Annotated in this window: 22 protein-coding genes; 18 read left to right on the top strand and 4 right to left on the bottom strand. The window is 36.0% G+C overall.

From position 1 onward, the window contains the following. The first annotated feature begins 663 nt into the window (after positions 1-663). Positions 664-1,068, top strand: a complete 405-nt coding sequence (locus tag AC13DP_RS13180; protein WP_347406762.1) for a helix-turn-helix domain-containing protein — start codon at positions 664-666, stop codon at positions 1,066-1,068. A gap of 395 nt (positions 1,069-1,463) precedes the next feature. After that, on the top strand, positions 1,464-3,176 hold the full coding sequence (locus AC13DP_RS13175) for a patatin-like phospholipase family protein (protein ID WP_483067939.1): 1,713 nt from the start codon (positions 1,464-1,466) through the stop codon (positions 3,174-3,176). 196 nt (positions 3,177-3,372) lie between these two features. Here the strand turns inward: AC13DP_RS13175 and AC13DP_RS13170 are convergent, their stop codons facing one another. The 4 genes from AC13DP_RS13170 to AC13DP_RS13155 form a co-directional block, all read right to left on the bottom strand. Next, positions 3,373-4,107 carry a hypothetical protein gene (locus tag AC13DP_RS13170; RefSeq protein ID WP_228252105.1) on the bottom strand — a complete coding sequence of 245 codons (735 nt, stop codon included), beginning with the start codon at positions 4,105-4,107 and terminating at the stop codon, positions 3,373-3,375. A 96-nt stretch (positions 4,108-4,203) separates the two neighbouring features. Then, positions 4,204-4,986, bottom strand: coding sequence for a sterol desaturase family protein (locus AC13DP_RS13165; RefSeq protein WP_347406760.1), 783 nt, complete (start codon positions 4,984-4,986; stop codon positions 4,204-4,206). Positions 4,987-5,097: 111 nt separating this feature from the next. Then, positions 5,098-5,865 carry a LytR/AlgR family response regulator transcription factor gene (locus AC13DP_RS13160; RefSeq protein WP_347406759.1) on the bottom strand — a complete coding sequence of 256 codons (768 nt, stop codon included), beginning with the start codon at positions 5,863-5,865 and terminating at the stop codon, positions 5,098-5,100. A 4-nt stretch (positions 5,866-5,869) separates the two neighbouring features. Further along, the gene (locus AC13DP_RS13155; RefSeq protein ID WP_228252102.1) at positions 5,870-6,895 is read right to left on the bottom strand and encodes a sensor histidine kinase; all 1,026 of its coding nucleotides are present in this window, start codon (positions 6,893-6,895) and stop codon (positions 5,870-5,872) included. Between the two features lie 466 nt (positions 6,896-7,361). Here AC13DP_RS13155 and AC13DP_RS13150 point away from each other — a divergent pair, with 466 nt between their 5' ends. From AC13DP_RS13150 to AC13DP_RS13075, 16 genes are all read left to right on the top strand, one after another. Beyond that, positions 7,362-7,919, top strand: a complete 558-nt coding sequence (locus AC13DP_RS13150) for a hypothetical protein (RefSeq protein WP_483067938.1) — start codon at positions 7,362-7,364, stop codon at positions 7,917-7,919. A 557-nt stretch (positions 7,920-8,476) separates the two neighbouring features. Next, the gene (locus tag AC13DP_RS13145; RefSeq protein ID WP_483067937.1) at positions 8,477-10,510 is read left to right on the top strand and encodes a hypothetical protein; all 2,034 of its coding nucleotides are present in this window, start codon (positions 8,477-8,479) and stop codon (positions 10,508-10,510) included. Continuing rightward, entirely contained in the window at positions 10,464-10,661 is a 198-nt protein-coding gene (locus AC13DP_RS13140) for a hypothetical protein (RefSeq protein ID WP_483067936.1), read from the top strand. Before AC13DP_RS13145 ends, AC13DP_RS13140 begins: the two co-directional genes overlap by 47 nt. Next, on the top strand, positions 10,658-10,894 hold the full coding sequence (locus AC13DP_RS13135) for a hypothetical protein (RefSeq protein WP_483067935.1): 237 nt from the start codon (positions 10,658-10,660) through the stop codon (positions 10,892-10,894). The genes AC13DP_RS13140 and AC13DP_RS13135 overlap by 4 nt, the downstream gene beginning before the upstream one ends. Positions 10,895-11,002: 108 nt before the next feature. Next, positions 11,003-11,146 carry a hypothetical protein gene (locus AC13DP_RS13130; protein ID WP_483067934.1) on the top strand — a complete coding sequence of 48 codons (144 nt, stop codon included), beginning with the start codon at positions 11,003-11,005 and terminating at the stop codon, positions 11,144-11,146. A gap of 10 nt (positions 11,147-11,156) precedes the next feature. Then, positions 11,157-11,969, top strand: a complete 813-nt coding sequence (locus AC13DP_RS13125; protein ID WP_483067933.1) for a hypothetical protein — start codon at positions 11,157-11,159, stop codon at positions 11,967-11,969. An 83-nt stretch (positions 11,970-12,052) separates the two neighbouring features. Continuing rightward, positions 12,053-12,322, top strand: coding sequence for a hypothetical protein (locus AC13DP_RS13120; protein WP_270061508.1), 270 nt, complete (start codon positions 12,053-12,055; stop codon positions 12,320-12,322). Positions 12,323-12,333: 11 nt separating this feature from the next. Next, a complete protein-coding gene (locus AC13DP_RS13115; RefSeq protein WP_483067932.1) occupies positions 12,334-13,149 on the top strand; it encodes a hypothetical protein in 816 nt (271 codons plus the stop codon). Between the two features lie 46 nt (positions 13,150-13,195). Further along, a complete protein-coding gene (locus tag AC13DP_RS13110) occupies positions 13,196-13,426 on the top strand; it encodes a hypothetical protein (RefSeq protein WP_270061510.1) in 231 nt (76 codons plus the stop codon). A 6-nt stretch (positions 13,427-13,432) separates the two neighbouring features. Continuing rightward, entirely contained in the window at positions 13,433-13,756 is a 324-nt protein-coding gene (locus AC13DP_RS13105) for a hypothetical protein (protein ID WP_483067931.1), read from the top strand. Then, complete coding sequence (locus AC13DP_RS13100) at positions 13,740-14,174, top strand: hypothetical protein (protein ID WP_483067930.1); 435 nt, start codon at positions 13,740-13,742, stop codon at positions 14,172-14,174. Before AC13DP_RS13105 ends, AC13DP_RS13100 begins: the two co-directional genes overlap by 17 nt. Positions 14,175-14,398: 224 nt before the next feature. Next, a complete protein-coding gene (locus AC13DP_RS13095; RefSeq protein WP_483067929.1) occupies positions 14,399-14,833 on the top strand; it encodes a peptidoglycan DD-metalloendopeptidase family protein in 435 nt (144 codons plus the stop codon). 185 nt (positions 14,834-15,018) lie between these two features. After that, positions 15,019-15,453 (top strand): hypothetical protein, encoded by a 435-nt coding sequence (locus tag AC13DP_RS13090; RefSeq protein ID WP_483067928.1) that lies wholly within the window; start codon positions 15,019-15,021, stop codon positions 15,451-15,453. A gap of 121 nt (positions 15,454-15,574) precedes the next feature. Continuing rightward, on the top strand, positions 15,575-16,249 hold the full coding sequence (locus tag AC13DP_RS13085; protein WP_483067927.1) for a hypothetical protein: 675 nt from the start codon (positions 15,575-15,577) through the stop codon (positions 16,247-16,249). A gap of 12 nt (positions 16,250-16,261) precedes the next feature. Continuing rightward, on the top strand, positions 16,262-16,594 hold the full coding sequence (locus AC13DP_RS13080) for a hypothetical protein (protein ID WP_483067926.1): 333 nt from the start codon (positions 16,262-16,264) through the stop codon (positions 16,592-16,594). 10 nt (positions 16,595-16,604) lie between these two features. Continuing rightward, positions 16,605-17,099 carry a hypothetical protein gene (locus AC13DP_RS13075; RefSeq protein ID WP_483067925.1) on the top strand — a complete coding sequence of 165 codons (495 nt, stop codon included), beginning with the start codon at positions 16,605-16,607 and terminating at the stop codon, positions 17,097-17,099. Positions 17,100-17,480 lie beyond the last annotated feature (381 nt).

Raw genomic sequence — 17,480 nt, 5'->3', positions numbered from 1 at the left:
GAGCGGCCACATGGTTCACTGAAAAATAGGAAACCACAAGAATTTTTAAACTTTGTTCAGCGCTTAGCTACTGAACAAAGACCAGTATTTAAAATAAATTATTAACTTGAAAAAAGGCAACCTTATTCAGGCAAGGTCAATGTATAAAGGTGAAACTATAAACATACAATGTAAATCTTGTGGTCAGCACAATGATTTTCATATAGATAAACTATATGCAAAACCGTCTAAGATTGCACAAATTATAAGCGGACTTGTTTTTCTTATCGGTACGCCATTAACATTTTATCTCGTAAACCCCGTTTTTAAATGAAGCCGCAATCATTAGGTGATTTATATCGTAGGCGGTTTTGTACTTGTTCCTGTGGTGGTGTTTGCCATTATTAACCGGCAGGATCAAACCAGGGTATCCAGCTTTAATAAACGGAAATTAAAAGGGAGAGTGCATAATATTAGATAGTTGACCATCCTATCTGAAAGCACTCTGTAAAGGGATAAAAGAGCTGACTTGCAAATAATATTTTTCCTGATTCCGTTTTACCAGGCCGGCTAACGAGGCAGAATCGTTTAGAAGACTTGCAGATCTAAAGTCAATAAAAATGATCAGGCTGTTATCCCATTTTTTAAAATTTAGTATCTTTAATTTTTCTAAGACTTTATCGCATGAATAGTACAGCCACACCACATATCGGGAGAAAAATAAGTCGGATCCGGGAACTTCGCGGCATGAAACAGGAAACCCTGGCCGAAGAGTTGGGCATCAGCCAACAAAGCGTTTCTCAAATGGAACAAAGCGAAAACCTTGAAGATGAAAAACTGGACAAAGTAGCCAAAGCCTTAGGGGTGAGTAAGGAAGCAATTAAGAATTTTAGTGAAGAGGCTATTTTAAATATTATAGGGAATACATATCACGTAGATAATTCATCTGCCGTAAATTATGGTTGTACATTTAACCCAATCGATAAAATAATCGAACAATCTGATAAAATTGAGGAGCTTTATAAAAAGCTTTTAGAAGCTGAGAAAGAAAAAGTGGCTTATTTAGAGCGGTTGTTGGATAAAAAATAAGGTGCTTTAATAGTGAGGTTTTCAGTTATTATCTTTCATTAAACCGGTATTGTTATTTGCCGGTAAAACACTGCTTTAAATTTTTCTTCTATTAGGCTTTCGAGATGGTATATCCCAGATGATCTTCGCAATTTTCGATCTAAATTTACCTTAACATTAGTATCATTAGGCTTATATAATGTTACTTGATAATAGAGATGAAATACTCCGATCCTGATCTCGATAGCTATCCGAATCGCGATGCCTAAAAAAATGAAGAATGCTTCATGGGCTTGCCCCAAGGTAGTATAGTTTCCCAGTAAACACTTCGAAAATACCCAGTATCAGGTATTTTATTATTCATTGTTTCTATTGAATTTTATACTATTTGATTTCAACTGAATAATAAATCAACTATGCCTGTAAAATTTAAACCTTTCGATAAAATCGGACTTTGCTTTAGTGGAGGAGGCTACAGAGCAACTTTTTATGGCTTGGGGGTACTTTCTGTGCTTCATAAAATACAATTCCAGGAAAAAAGCTTACTGGAGGCTGTTAAATCCATAAGTTCTGTGAGTGGAGGAACGCTACTTGCAGCGGCATACACCAGATCTGTTCAAAAGAATCAGCATTTCAACGATTTTTACCAAATGATGTATGCCACCTTTGAACCAGGCAATGATCAGCTTCTTGAAAATGCTACCAGGAAACTCAAGGACGATCAGGTTTGGAAAAAAAATGCCTATAAAAGGCGCTCGATGATCAACGCCTTTGCCTTGTGTTACCAAGAGATGGAAGTCTTTGAAGGAACCTTTGAGATGTTTCACAAAAATCATATCAAGCAATTTGATACCGTTTGCTTTAACGCTACTGATTTTACCTACGGGTTAACCTATAGGTTCCAAAACAGAGGGGATTTTGGAAATGGTCCCTTATACAAAAGTTACAGGAGTCAAATCAACGCATTGAAAGATCAGATTGAAATAGGGGATATCGTTGCCAGTTCGTCTTGTTTTCCCATAGGCTTTGCGCCCCTCGTTTTTCCTGACGATTATATCAAGGATCATAACAACTCCAGTTATCAACAACTCAAAAGCTATGAAGTTTTTAAAGATGGAGTCGGTTTGATGGATGGAGGCATCGCAGACAATCAGGGAATAGGGAGTATGGTCCTTGCGGATAAGAGAAAAAACGGCAGGTTAGATCTTATTTTGATCAATGATGTAGGAGGGAACCAGATGCCGGCCTGGGAGCCCTCCCATGAATCTGAGTCAGTAGCCGGTATCAGCCTGACCGATGCTGTTTCAAAAGTTTTGGATTATTTAAAAGTCCGTACCCTCTATTGGATTCCGGGGGTAATCGCCGTATTGATGCTCATACTAAATGATATGCAAGTGTTTGGAGACCGATCCTATGCTTCCAATTATATCGTTTTTGGGGTGCTATTGGGAGCAAGCATATTGGCGATGACTATAGGCTTGATCGCCTCAGTAGTTAAAAACACTTATCTAAAAAAAATTGCCGAGCTCTTTGAAAAGAATGTGCCCAAACCTATTGAAGATGATATACTAAGACTTAAAAACCTTAAGGTTTCCCTGATCAAACGTATGTTAGCCGAGCGCATGTCCAGTGCTTTCACGATGATTAATTACGTATTCATGAACCAGATACGCCGTCTGAACTATGACCTGCTGTACTCTTCAAGTAAGCTCAAAAATCGTAGAGCAACGGCGATGATTTATGAATTGGACGGGCAGCGCAATTCGTACACGCGTAACGATGAGGATAAAGTAGCGATAGACCCACCGTCTAAATTATTGCAAGATGTAGCACTAACGGCCACACAAATGCCTACAACCTTGTGGTGGAGTGAAGAAGATATTAAGCTTAACCGTATGAACAAATTAATTGCCTGTGGTCAATTTACCGTTTGTTATAAGCTTTTAAAATACATCATCGAATTGCAAGACCGCACAGAAGATCGTAGCGAAATTGATGAAATGTTCGGGAAAATGGCCAGTGAAAGCCTGGAAGAACTCCCGTTTCCAGAACTGATCCCGCTAGAACAACAGCTGCGGGAACTTTGGAGCAAATTTAACGAGAACCCGTTATGGATGGTGGAGGAGTAAGGTTTGGCGATTGGTTAGATGTTACTTATATCGTAATTTTTTAGTTGTTCCCAATAGTATTTGTCATTGTTAGCTGACACTATTTAACCGGGAGGACAATAAAAAGTAAACTTCCTAAAAAACCGGGTGTTTGTAAAAATAAAACGCCCTTCCCGTAAGAACACGAAAAGGACATTTCATCAGATATTAGGCTAGATTACCAACTAATGGTATAGGTGTTTCCACTTTGCATGGTGAGTGTAGCCGTGTTATCACCATTAAATACCACCACACCAGAATATTCATAGGTATTACCGGTAGAACTTAGCCCGGTGAAACTAGCTTCCACCTGGCCTCCGGTAAGTTTTTGATTTTCTTTCTTCAGGCTTACATCACCATTAACTTTGATCGTAGTGTTAAAAGATTTTTGCATACGCACCTTGGAAACCTGTTCAGAAATCAGGGTATAATCCATAGTTAAGCTGTAGTTAGGTTCAGATTGTTCAAGATTAGAGATCCTTACAGTAGCGGTCATGTCCCCGTCAGAATTCATACGTTGCGATTCGTATTCGGTAGTCCCTTTAAGGGCTAGAGCACAGTCCGAAAGGATATTATCAGAGCAATTGAGCTGCCAGGCCCAATTGTAGGCAGCATTACAGGAGAGTGCAGCACCATTGTAATCCAGTTGGTAGCTGTTGGTATATTCCTGATTGCACTCATAAGTTACGGTAAGGGAAGCTTCAATATTAAGACTTGCCTGTATGCTTAACTGTACAACCCCGTTGCTTTTGGGCGAAATAGCTAGGGCTAAAGATTCAGTTGCCTCTTCTTCACTTATCTGAGTTTCTTCTGCGTTTTGTTCATCATCAGATGCTGAACAGGAGATAAAACTAAAAGTTAATCCTAAAAGGCTTAACAACAGTAACATTGTTTTTGCTTGATTATGTTTCATACCATCTTATTTTAAAAGTTAAGTCTAAAATTAAATTGGAATATTTGGCTTTTGCTATGTTTTCTGGGTGAAACTGAAAAATAAAAGGGTGAAGTTTTACCCTTTATAATTCATTTTACTTTTAAACAGGTCAATAAATCCTTTAAAATTCATTTTCAGTGGATTGTATCCTATAAAACCGGCGGTAGTGCCATAGGTGGCTTTAATGGTTTCTCGTTCATAGCTTTTAAACAAAAGATCCCAAATGATTAAAAAACCTCCAAAGTTTTTATCTATATAGCGGTCATTAGAGCCATGATGCACCCGATGGGCAGAGGGAGTGTTGAATATGTACTCTATAAACCCCAGTTTTCCTACAACTTCAGTATGCAAAAAGAACTGATAAACAAGATTTAAAGCTAGTGAGAGCAGTACAAATTCTATAGGAAATCCCAGTATTAGTAGGGGCGCATAAATAAACGGTGTAAGCACGGTACTTAACCAGTTTAGCCGGTAGGACACGGTAAGGTTCATATATAAACTGGAATGGTGAATAAGATGAAGAGCCCATAAAAATTTAATTTTGTGCGACAGTCGATGATACCAGTAATACACAAAATCCACCAAGATAAAGCAGGCAACAAAAACCCAGGTATTTTGTTCCAAATGAAAAAGTTTATGCCGGGAAAAAAAAGCACCAATTCTTAGTTCTATTCCAAAAAAAGCAAGTTTGCTGAACTGAAATCCGGCAAAAATAACCAAATTGGTCAGGGTATCGCGTAATTCATACACATGCTTATTATTACGATAGCTCCAGATCATTTCGCCTACAATAAGCAAAAACAGTAAGGCGATCAATACGTATTTGGGTTGATTGGAATAGTTTAGGAAATCGATCATAACCATTTTGTTTTGATCAAATTTCCGAAGTCTGCTATTTGATTTTATTTTTAAATTCTTTAAGCTGAAAAATCAAGGGGTAAATGACCTGAAATAGCTTGTAAAGCTTGTTTAATAATCAAGCCATTTTTTAAACATAGGAGATTTTGCTTTGCTTACGATTATCTTTTCATGGCTTTTTGGAAGTACGTGAACGATAAGCCTGCCGTTAAAGTAAAAATCGATGTTCTGTATGGCACCCCGCTGCACGATAAACTGGCGATTGGCTCTATAAAAGAGATTGGGATCTACCTCTTCCTGAATTTTTTCCAGAGTAGCCTCCACAATATAACGCCGCCCCTCCTGAGTAAAAGCATAAACCACTTCCCTTTCGGTATAAAACCAATTGATGGCACTTACTTTAACGGGAATTAATTTTTCCTGATACTGTACAAGATAAGATTTCTTGTAAGTATTGGCAGATGTTAAGACAGATAGAAATTTAGATATCGCGCCCATGTCTATACCTGTGTTTCGGGATAAGTTTTTGTATTTTTGAAGTGTATTTGCCAATTGTTGATCCTGAAAGGGCTTTAATATATAATCTATACCGTTTACACGAAAAGCATCCAGGGCAAACGTATCATAGGCTGTAACAAATATTACTGGCGGCCCTGGAGCTATTTCTTTAAAAATATCCAACGATAAACCGTCGTTAAGCTGAATATCCATAAATAGTAAATCGCAATCGGTGATATGTACTTTTAGCCAGGTCACACTTTCCTGTACCCCCTTCAAAATGGTGAGTACTTTTAGGGAAGGATCCAGTTCGCATAACAATTGTTCCAGGTTCTGGGCAATAGCCGGTTCATCCTCTATAATGGCAACTTTTAAAGACATAAGATTAAATTAAAGGTAAGACCACCCTAAAATAAGTTAATGATTTCTGGATATCCAGCGATTTATTGGTTAAAAGTTGATAGCGTTCCTGCAAATTAGCAAGTCCTATCCCGGTTGATGTGATCTTGGTAGGCGGAAGGGTAAGGTTGTTTTCAAAATAAATATTTTCCCCGTCACTGGTAATTTTAATCTTCATCTGGTGCTGTTCTGAAACCCGGTTATGTTTCAATACATTTTCTAACAGTGGTAGTAGGGCCATAAAAGGTAAATGTTTTCCTAAGGCTAAATCCAGACATACTTTTGCCTGTAAATTCGCTGCATATTTGATCTTCAGCAACGCCAAATGCGCCTTTAACAATTGTAATTCCTGCTCTACCGGTACAACTTGCCCTTGCCCTCCTGAAATTCCATAGCGTAAAATCTGAGACAGATTAGCCAAATACTGTTGTGCTTTTGAGCTAGACTCCGTCATTAATGCCGAGAGGTTACTCAGGGCATTGAACAAAAAATGCGGATTCATCTGGGCTTTTAAATTTTCCAATTGTGCCGTAGCGTAAGCCCGTTCTAACCGCTCATGTTCTTCTTCTTTGAGACGCTGCTGGCGATAGAGTACAAGCATACTTACTAAAATGGTTACCAATCCTGTACCAACAATATACCGGAACCAATAGCCTGCCCGGTATAAAAATAAATCACCCGTATTATGGAACAGCAGCTGCTGACTAAGCTCCGCAAAATATATACATACCAAGAAAAGAAACAGGTTAATAAGTATAAGGCTTAAGCGTTTACGGAGAGACCAGTCACTGTAACGGGTAAGTCGCAACAGGTTAAAGCGGGCCAGGACGTAACAAAAAGCAAAGTGTAAACAAGTTTGGTAGAGCAGTTCAGGAAGATTGAACGCCCAGGGGATGCCTAAAGCTTGTACACCCGGAACCAACAAGTTTAACAGCCGGTGCATGTTTAAGGCGATGGCGATAAACAAGCACCCGTAGAACAGAAAAAACTTTTCAAATGAAGTCAAACGCATCTGTACCTTAATTTTATTAGTGAGCGCTTAAGCGATATACAAAATACATATTTCTGCTTTATGGAAACAATCTTTAAAGGTAAAGCTGATAAATTTGGATGTGAAAGCGCTCTGGAAGGGGGGTAAAGAATTGATTTAAGATAAGATTTTTGTCGATTCCGTTTTACTACGCAGGCTAACGAAGCATACTCGTTTTAGAAGAATAAACCTCTAATATGAGAAAGACATCTCTTTGCTAAATAATTAGACATAATATAAATTTTACTATAGCTAATAAGATAGAGGTTCGCTTTCTGATGTATTATATAAAATACTACGTATTCACTAATTTACTATAACATATTTTTGACCTATAATTTATAGTATGGAAATTTTTAATTTACTCGTTTTCAAACGAATTTAACTTAATTTTATAATTTGTCCTAATACTTTTTAATCGGCACTAATTTTGGATAGTTTGCCGCCTATGAAACAACTTTATTTAGAACTCACAGAGTACAGGAATAAATACAGGATTCATTTAGGCAATGGCAGTTGGCTAACATTCGAAAACAAAACACAAGCCGCTAAATTCCTACGAAAGTATAAGCGAATCATTAGGGATAACGTTAACATGTTGAATCTATTACAACCTAATGTAAATCAACTTTATAGACAGACTTACTTTCAATTATCGGAACGAGATATAAATCATTATAAACGATTATTTCACGGCTTTGACGATAGATTTACATTTATCTTTAAAAAATTTTCTTCTGGTAATCGTAACGCTTTTGTGTTCCGGAATATTCAAACTTGTTTTAATATTCTCATTGAAATTGTTGAAAGCTTACATGTTTTTGGTCAAAAAAGTAAGAACTATAATTTAACGACCAATACAAGACCGCTTTTAAAACATTTAGAAGCGCTTAACGATACCTTGTCAAACGACAAACGCAATTTATTCATGAACGATAAGAATGTCATTGAACTCAAAAATTATCGTAATGAATCGACAACTACAAAACAATCTGTTGGGAACTAAAGCCCCTCTAAGGCTAATAACTTCCAACCAGACAGATAAACACGATCAACAAACATTTATAGAGGTTCTCCGGTACGAAAAACAAGTCGTGCCGGGTCAAGCCTATTCATTTATAGAATGGAGCAATAAAAACCATTTTGGCACATGGTTTTGTGTTTCTGTTCGCTATTTATACTTAGAAGATTTAACGGACGAAATCGCTTATTTGGATAAAAATTGCGATTTGGCAACCTACAAACAAATCATGCAAGAAATAAGGCATTTTAACCAATTTGACCGCCTTATGCTTTGCACTTTCACCCAATTGTTTAACGTTAAATCTATGTCATGCTAATTCACAATTTTATAATAGATACTTTCTTTTTTAATGTAGCCTTATTGCTCGATTTACCGGATGTTAATATAAAAACCGATAAGGATTTAGAACCGGAACAAAGAGCAAAGGAAGCTTTCGAAAACATGTACTGTGACTATAAAAACAATAGTCTAGAACCATCTAGGTTTAACCCCCGCGTTTTCCAAGCTTTTAAATTCTACATCAAAAACAGGGAATTACTATGCTTGACACAATAAGGTTACGCTTGTATGGTGTGAATGATCTTAAGTCAGGTACTTTAGCGGAATTACAAAACCAAAATGGTATTACTAAATTAGCGCTTCCTGAGCATCATGAGCTATATGTGAAAATCCTTAATAAAAAAGGTAAAAATTTCACGATGTATTTAACATACAATCGTGAAATTGAAGACTATGAGCCTATTTCCGAAGAAGAATTTATAAGTAATAATTCAGATAAAAAAGTCGCAAAACATTACCAGACTAGAGATAGAATTACTTTTATGGAGGAAGGTAAGGTTAAGGACGTTAATAAAGCCATTAACGGCTCTTATACCGTTCCTTCTTCTTATAGTGAAGTAACTTATAGAATTAACGAAAAAGGTGGCTTTATAGACTTTCAGGTTTCTATTCCTAAATATTTATACGGTCATTCTCTAGCGGAATTTATTCCTCAGGTTGAAAGTGATTTAAAATTTGAACATGGTATAAATTTGAATAGCTATGATTTTCAATCAAAATTTGTTTATGAACGTCTGTTTAAATTCATCGACAAATTTTTTACAGACTTGTGTAGTTTTTTTGGTGTTGAAGTTTTTCCCGACTATAATTATATAGAAATATGCCGTTTGGATTTTTGCTATAATATGTACTTCAAATCTAAAGAAGAATCTTTGCGAGTACTCCAAGAGCAACGAAAAATCCAAATGAAGTTAAAACGCTCATCAATGGCAATTGAAAAATCTTTCGATACTTCAATTTGGTATAAAAACGAACACGGAACGGCATATAAAATTTATCATAAAGGTTCGGAATATTCAAGCTCCAAATTTGGAGATTTAAGAAAACACTTAAATATAAATAAAGAATTTATAGAGCATTATATCAATAAGAATTGCTCCCCTGATACTAAGAAGTTTTACCGAGAAAACCAGTCGGAAATCTGGAACTATTTTCTAGCTAAGGGCAAGGACAATCATTTTGCATTAACCCCGAAAGACGAAAAACGTCTAAGGGCTGTTATCGCCGATATAGACGAAAAGACTCCCTATAAAATACCTTTTCTTAAAAAGGAAATGGATAAGGTTTTAAGGTTTGAAATATCGATGTCCAATCGTTATTTCATGTACTTGTACAAACGTCATTGCTTTAGAAGAAATGACAAAATACATCAGGAATCCGTAAAACGATACAAACAAGCTGCAAGTATTTATGCAAACTCTAATAAGCAATTTTCGGACGTAACCCGAAAAGACCGTAAAAACTATAAAATGATGCACGGTTTTTTAAATAGGGGAATAGCTTTGATTTTAGGCGATAACCAAAGTTTAAAACGCTATTGCACTAAAGCCGGAAGCGATTATAACCATGTGAGCGGAGAATATAATATAAGCCGTTTTGAATATCGTTACACGGTATTAGGAAAACACGATACCGTACATTTTTCAGAATATTTTTTGATGCAATGTATAAAGCGATTTAAAGCCTTTGTTAAACATTATACGATACATGAAATTGAACCTTTTGAAGCTATCATGGATAGGATTAAAGAATATAATAATAATGTTCAATCCAATGTCGATGCATATAACGAACGCAATCGCTTTAAGGTTGTAAATCCCGGTACTGGCGAATTTATTCGTAAAAGAAACGGGCAAAAAATGACTAAAGCAACACAATTGCTCACTAGAAAAGAATTGATGCAACAAGGTTTAAAAACCGTGAATGCAACCATATTAGGCTCTGTACTTACACAGATGTACCACCATAAAAAGAGTTTAACACAGGTCTTTGAAGATTTGGGAACAAATAAAAGTACCAAAAGCCGAATTAAGGCAGACTTGAAATTTTTTGAAGTCTTCGACAACTCCTTAAGTGTTGCTGAACCTGTAAACATGAAAATGACTTTTGAAAAATACTATTGGAATACATCAGGCTTACAATACGCCAAAAACTTTTATAGAAACATTAAACTAAAATCTGAAGATTATGGGATTAATCCGTTTGACGCCCAAAGCGACTTCGCTATTGCATGAGCTTAAAGAAGAATTGGGAGAATCTAAGCAGACAATTACAATAGAACGTATTTTAAGCGAATTTAAAGACATGAAAATAAAATATAAAGCTTTGTACTGGACGAATGAATTGAATAAAGCTAATAACACTAATAACGCCTTAGAATTATGAGTTTAATATGTGCACAACCAAATCATGAAGATTTTGGAAAACCATTATTTACTGGAGATGTTTTATATACTAATGGTTTTTTAAATTTTTTAAAATCCGAACCCCTTGAAAATCAAAAAGAATTTTTGATTATATCAGTTTTTTGTGTGTATATGCAAAGTATGAAATGGGGTCATGAACCTAAAGATTTAGATATCCCTGAAAAATATTATACAGAATACTGGTATGGTTAATATTCTTAAATAATATACAAAAACATCTAATTTGTATACAAAATCACTTAGGGGCAAATCTGCCCCTATTTTTGTTTGCACAAATACGAATAAGTAAAAGTTTAAGTGATGGCTTATAAAAGAAAAAAAGTTTTTGGAGCAAACCTATTTACTGCTGCTGTAGTTGGTGCGGCTGCATTTATCGGGGTTAAATTCCACGACGAAATCAAAACCCAATTGTCTAACGTTCCGGTATTGAAAGACTGGCTTTAAAATCTAAAGAATGCGTAAAATTTTAAATTTTAACACGGCTTACGATTTTGAAGTTACAAAAGAAACGGTAGGCGGTTTATTGTTCCGCTTAGATGGTAAAGCATCAGACGGCGAAGGCGGTTTAAAAGCTGCAACGGTTGCCGATTTGAATAAAATTTCAATTGAAGTAACCCTAAGAAAGGCAAACCGTAACGAACTCGTTATTATGCGTGGTTATCTAATGGATAACATTTTAGGCTTCTACGCCCAAACCGTGAAATTCGAACTTGTTACAAAACAGACGACACAGGGAATTTTAGTCTATATTGATTTTGACCCGGCTGCAATTGCTTTAAATGGCGAAGATAAGCTGCAAATCAAATTCAATGCCCCTCGTGATGCATGGACGGACATAAGAACGAGTGAAGACGAAAGTATTATCGAGTTCCAGACCATGACCAAAAAACAAGGTACTTCTTGGATTCCGGTAATTAGGTCGTTCCCTATCGGTTACGGTAAAGAAAACATCGATATGGACTTAGGTAATAGAGTTGTAAAGATTGTATGTATTACAGACTTCACGGCTGATTATTTAAGCTCAGAAAAGGCGAAAATCCGTGACGGTGCTTTAAAAGCTTCACAGGGCTTTGAAAAAGCCTTTAACGATACACAGTTATTGTGTGAAAACATGCATATGTTTGACAATAACCCGGATTCAGATGTTGAAGATTTGGTAATTTATCAAGGCGAACCGTTAGACGATGTAAAATTAAGAGCAAACCTCGATAAGGCAGCCGAAGAAAAGGCAAAAATCGTGGTTGTGGCTTTAGAAAATATACAGTAGCTGCCATTTACTGTTAGTTAGTTAAATCTCCATTTCAAAGCCCCAAAAATACTTGGGGCTTTGTTTTAAAATCTCTCTAAATTATGCGTTTATTCGACGTTTTTTTAAAAATAATCAAAGCCTTTCATTTAGTTGATTCGGAAGAATTCGCACAGCTAAAACTTGATGTTAAATCATGGGAAGAAGATGCAAGGGAAGGAAGTGAAGATAAGGTTAAACATTTCTACGGAAAAATGCACAAGGGCGTTTTTACCCGTCTGTTAATGCCTATTTTTTACTTTTTCATGTTACGTCAAGTTACATCAATTATGAACCCTGAACCACAGGAGCAGGGCGAAAGGGGCTTATATTAATACCATAGACAATGAGTTTTCTATCAAATTTAAGCTTAGGTAGCTCCGGGGGTTCAACTTCTTACGCTCCTACAAGCACTTCGGCTTTTGGTAATCTCTTTAACAATGTTGCTGATTCACAAAAAGACGGTATTGATGCCGGGGATGCCGCAAATGCCGCATTGGATGTGGCTGCTAGTGCTATTCCTTTTGGCTCTATTGTTAAAGGCGTTTTAGATAAGATAGGATTAGCCGATAATTTAAGCAATGTTTTTAAATACGGTTTATCATCTTGGGGGGCGAGTACAAACCCCGAACAACATCAAGCCGATTTTGCGCAAAAAGTATTGCCTTTTGTGGAGCAAAAATTAAGCTCTATTAATGCGCAAAATATTACGGACGTTCTTAACGAATTAGATTTTCATTTGCGGTCAAATCATTACATGTTTATCGCTTTAAGGGATAAGCATAGTAAAGCCAAAAGTACACGTTTGGCGAATGATTGGACGCAAAAGGAACTAAACAACCTTTTAATGAAAATCTGGACGGAAAGCCGGGCGCAATTAAAGGCATCAGGGGCAACCCTAAGCCGTAAATCGGTGCGTTATGCTCCGCAGATTATTCACCAAAGGGCAAGGCAAATATACACGGGAGAAACGTTTAACACTCCTCGGGATTATGAAACGTATATGAATAAAACATACTACGAATATTCAATAAAATATCCCGAAGCTTCAAAAATCGAACGTAACCCGGAAACGGGAGAGTTGGAAGTAAAACAAGCGAATGCAGGCGGTTTACTTGGTCTTGCTGCAATAGCTTTTGGGGCTTTTAAATATTTGAAATAAGACCAAATGTTAAAGAAATAAAACTTAGCAATTTAAAATTATAATCATGGCTAGACGAAGAAGAAGCCAAAGAAGTCGTCGAACTTCTACAGGCATTCAAAGCAGCAATGCAAAAAGAATGGTTAATTCCGCTTTAAGAGCAAAGGGTAAAGGTTCAGTTACAAGAGTTTGGCGACAATCAAGAAATGCAGCTAGAGCCGGCAATATTGGTTTAGCGGTTTCTCTTGGGAACATTGCCAAAAGAAAAGCTGCTTACGCTTCACGAATGAAACGCTAAAAGCTTATGAGATATCGAAACAATAGTAATCAAGGCGGTTTAATCGCCTTGATTTTATTGCTTTTGGTCTTGCTTTTCAGGGATAAATTACCGCAGGAAATTAAAGCTTATTTTGAAAAAGATTGTTCTTGTGATAATGAAAACGATAATACTATTATAATTCCCAATAAGCCGGACTTTAAAGCGGAAAACAAGGAAGTAACGGTAAACCGGGAGTTATACGAACGGGCTAACGATACGGACGTTTTGAGCGTTCCAGATTCAATAATTAAACGTCAAATTCTTGACGGTGGTTTTATAAAATTTAGTCAAAATGCAATTTCTAGTTAAAAATATTGGCGTTGTTCTCGTGGTCGTTGTGATCCTATTTAGGGATACTCTTTTCGGAACTAAAGATTTTGGAAGCCGTGGAGATTTGGACAAAGAAAAATCTGACTACGGTGCAACCATTTCAGACCTACAAGCCGAAGCCATAGCCGAGCAATTATTTAATATAATGGTTTCTTGGTTTAGATCAGATTATGACGACTTATTACCAATATGGAAGCGAATTAAAAATGATGCTGATTATAATAAAGTCTATAACGCTTTCAAAAAGCGCCAATACTCGGTAACATGGAAAAACGGGGGTGACCCTTTGACGTCTGATAAATATGATTTAACCAGTTGGTTAAATTATGAAACAAGCGAAGAGACAAGGGTTAAACTAACATCTGCTAACCCTAATGTAACCATCTGGAAAAAGTAAAATGAAAGGAGCATTTAAACTAATTGGTATAATCCTTCTATTGCCTATTGCATTGGGTGTAATTGTGTTGCTATTGGCTTTTATAGTCGCACTCAGCCCGGCAATAACTATTTGTTTTGTAGCCTATCAAATCAAAGAATATTTGATTTATCGAAAAAGTTGCAATTCAAAATTAAATGAAAAAAAAGCATTAAAACGAACATCAATTTTCGACCACTTAAGAAATGAGAATACTTGATATACATGAATTTAGAGAGTGTGACCGTCACGGGTGCGGTTACTTCGGTGCGCCCCGTGGCAATCATAAACACGAAGGCGTTGATTTAGTTGCCAATCCGGGTGATTATGTTTACAGCCCTTTCTCCGGTACGATAACAGAACACGGTTATTGCTACGGGGATACTACAAAATATAGGTATATAGAAATTACGGGTTCAAAGGAAATTGTACGTATTCTTTATGCTGAATTGGATGACGCTTTTGACATTGGCGACAAAATCCCGCAAGGGCAATTTGTTGGTATTGCTCAGGATATTGCAGCCCGTTACCCGGGCATAACACCACACGTACACGTTGAAAAATATAAGGTTTCAGACACGTATAGAAAGAATCCAATAGACCCAACCGAAGATTTAAAAAAAAAGGAATTAGAGGTTTAACTTACGTTTTGCCCTTTTTGCTTTTAGCCCTAATCCCATTATTAAAAAGAAAATGGCGGACTTAAAATATTACGCCCTTAGTGCTTTTACACTATGGCAAGAACAAATTATAGGCACTAAGCCCTTATTAAATGTTATCATTTCACTACTTACGATAGTGCTATTGATCTTAAAAATAACAGCAAATGTTCGAGATAATAAAAACGGCTTTAGGTTCGGTCTTTGGCGGAAAAACTCCGCAGGGAGAAAGCCAGATATTAAATAGTTTAACCGAGCTTTTAAAAGGGCAAAAGCAAAAACAACGTGAATTTGAATTAGCCTTAGAAAAAGAATTTCAAAAAAGACTAGATAAAGAAATAGAGGACAGGCAAAGTGCTAGAGAAATGCAAAGCGAAGCTCTACGGCAAAGTGATTTGTTTTCAAAAAGGTTTTTGTATTACCTAAGTGCCGGAATAATGCTAGGTGCTTTAATTGCCAATTTAGCCCCCTTATTTGTTGTTATCCCCGAAGAAAGCCAGGTAATAGTAAATAAGTCTATGGACTTTTTTAACTACGTTGTTGCCGGGGGTATAATCAGCTTTTTTTATGGAACAAAAGTAAATAATAGAAAGAATGCTTAAGAGCGATTTACAAAAGCCCAAAGAAATACAATACATCGATTTGGGCGGTGCAATATTAAGTTTAATCGTCGCAGTATGGACGATTTACCAAGTTTGGAAAAATTCTAAAGAAGATTAGAAAATGAGTTATTTAGGTTATAATAAACGTTCAAAAGTCAATGCTAATGTAAAGATTCAGCTTAAAGATGGTATTAATTTTGAAGTCCCTCTAAGTGCTGTAGAATTCAAAGACGTTAATTTCAAGCCTTTGACGCAAAATGCAGAGCTTCCGATTAATTACAATAAGGTTATTAAGGGTTTAAACTTGAACACTTATCAGGAATATCAATCTTATTTTAGGGATAATCCTGTTTTTGCTGAATCTCCAACAAATGATAATGTTATATGTAATTCTCTTGTTAAGGGTGATAATTATGATTTACTTTCAACTCATAATTTTTCAAGACTTACAAATTCTCAATTCAGGCGATTAGATGTTATTGAATTTTATTGTTTGGACGGTTCTATTAAGGTTTTAGATTACTATGCTTTTCATAGTAATGATAATTTAGAGGTTGTAAGTTTAAAAGGTTGTCTTACTATGACTACTGATCCTTTTTACGGTTCTAAACCTAAATTTAGAGTTTTGGAATTGCCTAGTCTTTTAAATATTCCTGAAGGTTTTCGTTGGGAGAGATTCCCACAAGGTTTTAACCTTATTATTAATAAAGACCTTCAAAACTTTGAGGGGTCTGGAGTTCATCCTGAAATACAGGTGGCAATAAACACCAGAAATGCAAATGTTACTTACGTTTAAAAATATAATCCTATGAGGTACACAATGGATAGTTTAGAGCATGTTGAAACTGCTCTAAAGGAGCAACACCCAGAATATAATATTTATTCAAAACCAATAATTTATTCAGGTGATCAAATGAGTAATCTTACACATCAAAATAATCGCTTTTTTTTTGGTGTTTTGACTGTTAATGATACGGTTACGGTTGATTTAACCTATAATACAAATCCTGTTATTACTGTAGACTCCGGCAGTCAAATAATTGTAATGTTTTCTGCTGCTGAATTTAAAAACCTACAGGGAAATGTGGATCAGCCTAAGGGACTTTTTAGAGGTTTTGAGATAAATATACAAACACCATAAATCAAATAAAATGAAAAAACTAGTAACTATTTTAATGCTGACATTCAGCACAGCAATTTCTTTCGGTCAAGACTATTCCGAAGTAAAACAAATCGATGAAAAAGCAGTAATAACCAATCACAAGGAAATCCCGAAGATTGTCAATAATTTTATAGATGCGTGTAGATATTACGGTGTCGATTATCAAGAGAAAGTTAGAAACCTTAAAGCTATTCGCCTCGTTACTTCTGACCGGAACTTTTTAGCCGGAGAATCTAACGGAGTTATAAGTATAAATAGCGAATTAGCAAACTTTCCCAACCTTTTAAAAATAATCGTCAATAGGCGATTAGGTATATACTTTGGTTTAAAGGATTCCGATAAGTTCCCAGACGTTATGAGTACGAAATGGAATATAAATCCCAAAAGCGAATATTACGCATACAACAACCTCGAGAGGGGCTTTATGCTTAAAAACTTTTATAAAGCTTTAGCCGAAAAGAACCCCTTAGAAAAACAGATATAAGAAAAGCCCCAAATCAGCCAGTCATGGTCGGAAGATTATTCTTCCGACTTTTTTGTTATAAAGACTTTTTTCTTAATTATAATACCGAAGGAAATATATGAATAACCTGCTGGTTATCAGATACATAAGTTGCTTTTATTCTTTGTTTTTTGTATTTTTAATATTGATAATCAGTCTTATATCTCAGTTTTTAAAGATCATAAGGTAACCGTAAATCAGTTACTTCAAGTTATAGCTGAACCCCTGTTATCGCAACTACCTACCCAGAGGAAAGTGGATCATTATTCAAAGGTCCTTCATGGTAAAAAAATGTTTTATCTTTTATTGTTCGGCATCGTGGATAGTGAAAAATTGAGCCAACGTACGCTAGAGGATACCTTC

The organism is Zunongwangia sp. L-65 (assembly GCF_056859415.1).
The sequence above is the reverse complement of the archived record's forward strand: the minus strand, read 5'-3'. Positions and strand labels throughout refer to the sequence as shown.

What these genes read in the sequence shown, in the direction of transcription:
- AC13DP_RS13180 (WP_347406762.1), top strand. Translation starts at nt 664, where the DNA reads ATGAATAGTACAGCCACACCACATATCGGGAGAAAAATAAGTCGGATC.
- AC13DP_RS13175 (WP_483067939.1), top strand. Translation starts at nt 1,464, where the DNA reads ATGCCTGTAAAATTTAAACCTTTCGATAAAATCGGACTTTGCTTTAGT.
- AC13DP_RS13170 (WP_228252105.1), bottom strand. Translation starts at nt 4,107, where the DNA reads ATGAAACATAATCAAGCAAAAACAATGTTACTGTTGTTAAGCCTTTTA.
- AC13DP_RS13165 (WP_347406760.1), bottom strand. Translation starts at nt 4,986, where the DNA reads ATGATCGATTTCCTAAACTATTCCAATCAACCCAAATACGTATTGATC.
- AC13DP_RS13160 (WP_347406759.1), bottom strand. Translation starts at nt 5,865, where the DNA reads ATGTCTTTAAAAGTTGCCATTATAGAGGATGAACCGGCTATTGCCCAG.
- AC13DP_RS13155 (WP_228252102.1), bottom strand. Translation starts at nt 6,895, where the DNA reads ATGCGTTTGACTTCATTTGAAAAGTTTTTTCTGTTCTACGGGTGCTTG.
- AC13DP_RS13150 (WP_483067938.1), top strand. Translation starts at nt 7,362, where the DNA reads ATGAAACAACTTTATTTAGAACTCACAGAGTACAGGAATAAATACAGG.
- AC13DP_RS13145 (WP_483067937.1), top strand. Translation starts at nt 8,477, where the DNA reads ATGCTTGACACAATAAGGTTACGCTTGTATGGTGTGAATGATCTTAAG.
- AC13DP_RS13140 (WP_483067936.1), top strand. Translation starts at nt 10,464, where the DNA reads ATGGGATTAATCCGTTTGACGCCCAAAGCGACTTCGCTATTGCATGAG.
- AC13DP_RS13135 (WP_483067935.1), top strand. Translation starts at nt 10,658, where the DNA reads ATGAGTTTAATATGTGCACAACCAAATCATGAAGATTTTGGAAAACCA.
- AC13DP_RS13130 (WP_483067934.1), top strand. Translation starts at nt 11,003, where the DNA reads ATGGCTTATAAAAGAAAAAAAGTTTTTGGAGCAAACCTATTTACTGCT.
- AC13DP_RS13125 (WP_483067933.1), top strand. Translation starts at nt 11,157, where the DNA reads ATGCGTAAAATTTTAAATTTTAACACGGCTTACGATTTTGAAGTTACA.
- AC13DP_RS13120 (WP_270061508.1), top strand. Translation starts at nt 12,053, where the DNA reads ATGCGTTTATTCGACGTTTTTTTAAAAATAATCAAAGCCTTTCATTTA.
- AC13DP_RS13115 (WP_483067932.1), top strand. Translation starts at nt 12,334, where the DNA reads ATGAGTTTTCTATCAAATTTAAGCTTAGGTAGCTCCGGGGGTTCAACT.
- AC13DP_RS13110 (WP_270061510.1), top strand. Translation starts at nt 13,196, where the DNA reads ATGGCTAGACGAAGAAGAAGCCAAAGAAGTCGTCGAACTTCTACAGGC.
- AC13DP_RS13105 (WP_483067931.1), top strand. Translation starts at nt 13,433, where the DNA reads ATGAGATATCGAAACAATAGTAATCAAGGCGGTTTAATCGCCTTGATT.
- AC13DP_RS13100 (WP_483067930.1), top strand. Translation starts at nt 13,740, where the DNA reads ATGCAATTTCTAGTTAAAAATATTGGCGTTGTTCTCGTGGTCGTTGTG.
- AC13DP_RS13095 (WP_483067929.1), top strand. Translation starts at nt 14,399, where the DNA reads ATGAGAATACTTGATATACATGAATTTAGAGAGTGTGACCGTCACGGG.
- AC13DP_RS13090 (WP_483067928.1), top strand. Translation starts at nt 15,019, where the DNA reads ATGTTCGAGATAATAAAAACGGCTTTAGGTTCGGTCTTTGGCGGAAAA.
- AC13DP_RS13085 (WP_483067927.1), top strand. Translation starts at nt 15,575, where the DNA reads ATGAGTTATTTAGGTTATAATAAACGTTCAAAAGTCAATGCTAATGTA.
- AC13DP_RS13080 (WP_483067926.1), top strand. Translation starts at nt 16,262, where the DNA reads ATGAGGTACACAATGGATAGTTTAGAGCATGTTGAAACTGCTCTAAAG.
- AC13DP_RS13075 (WP_483067925.1), top strand. Translation starts at nt 16,605, where the DNA reads ATGAAAAAACTAGTAACTATTTTAATGCTGACATTCAGCACAGCAATT.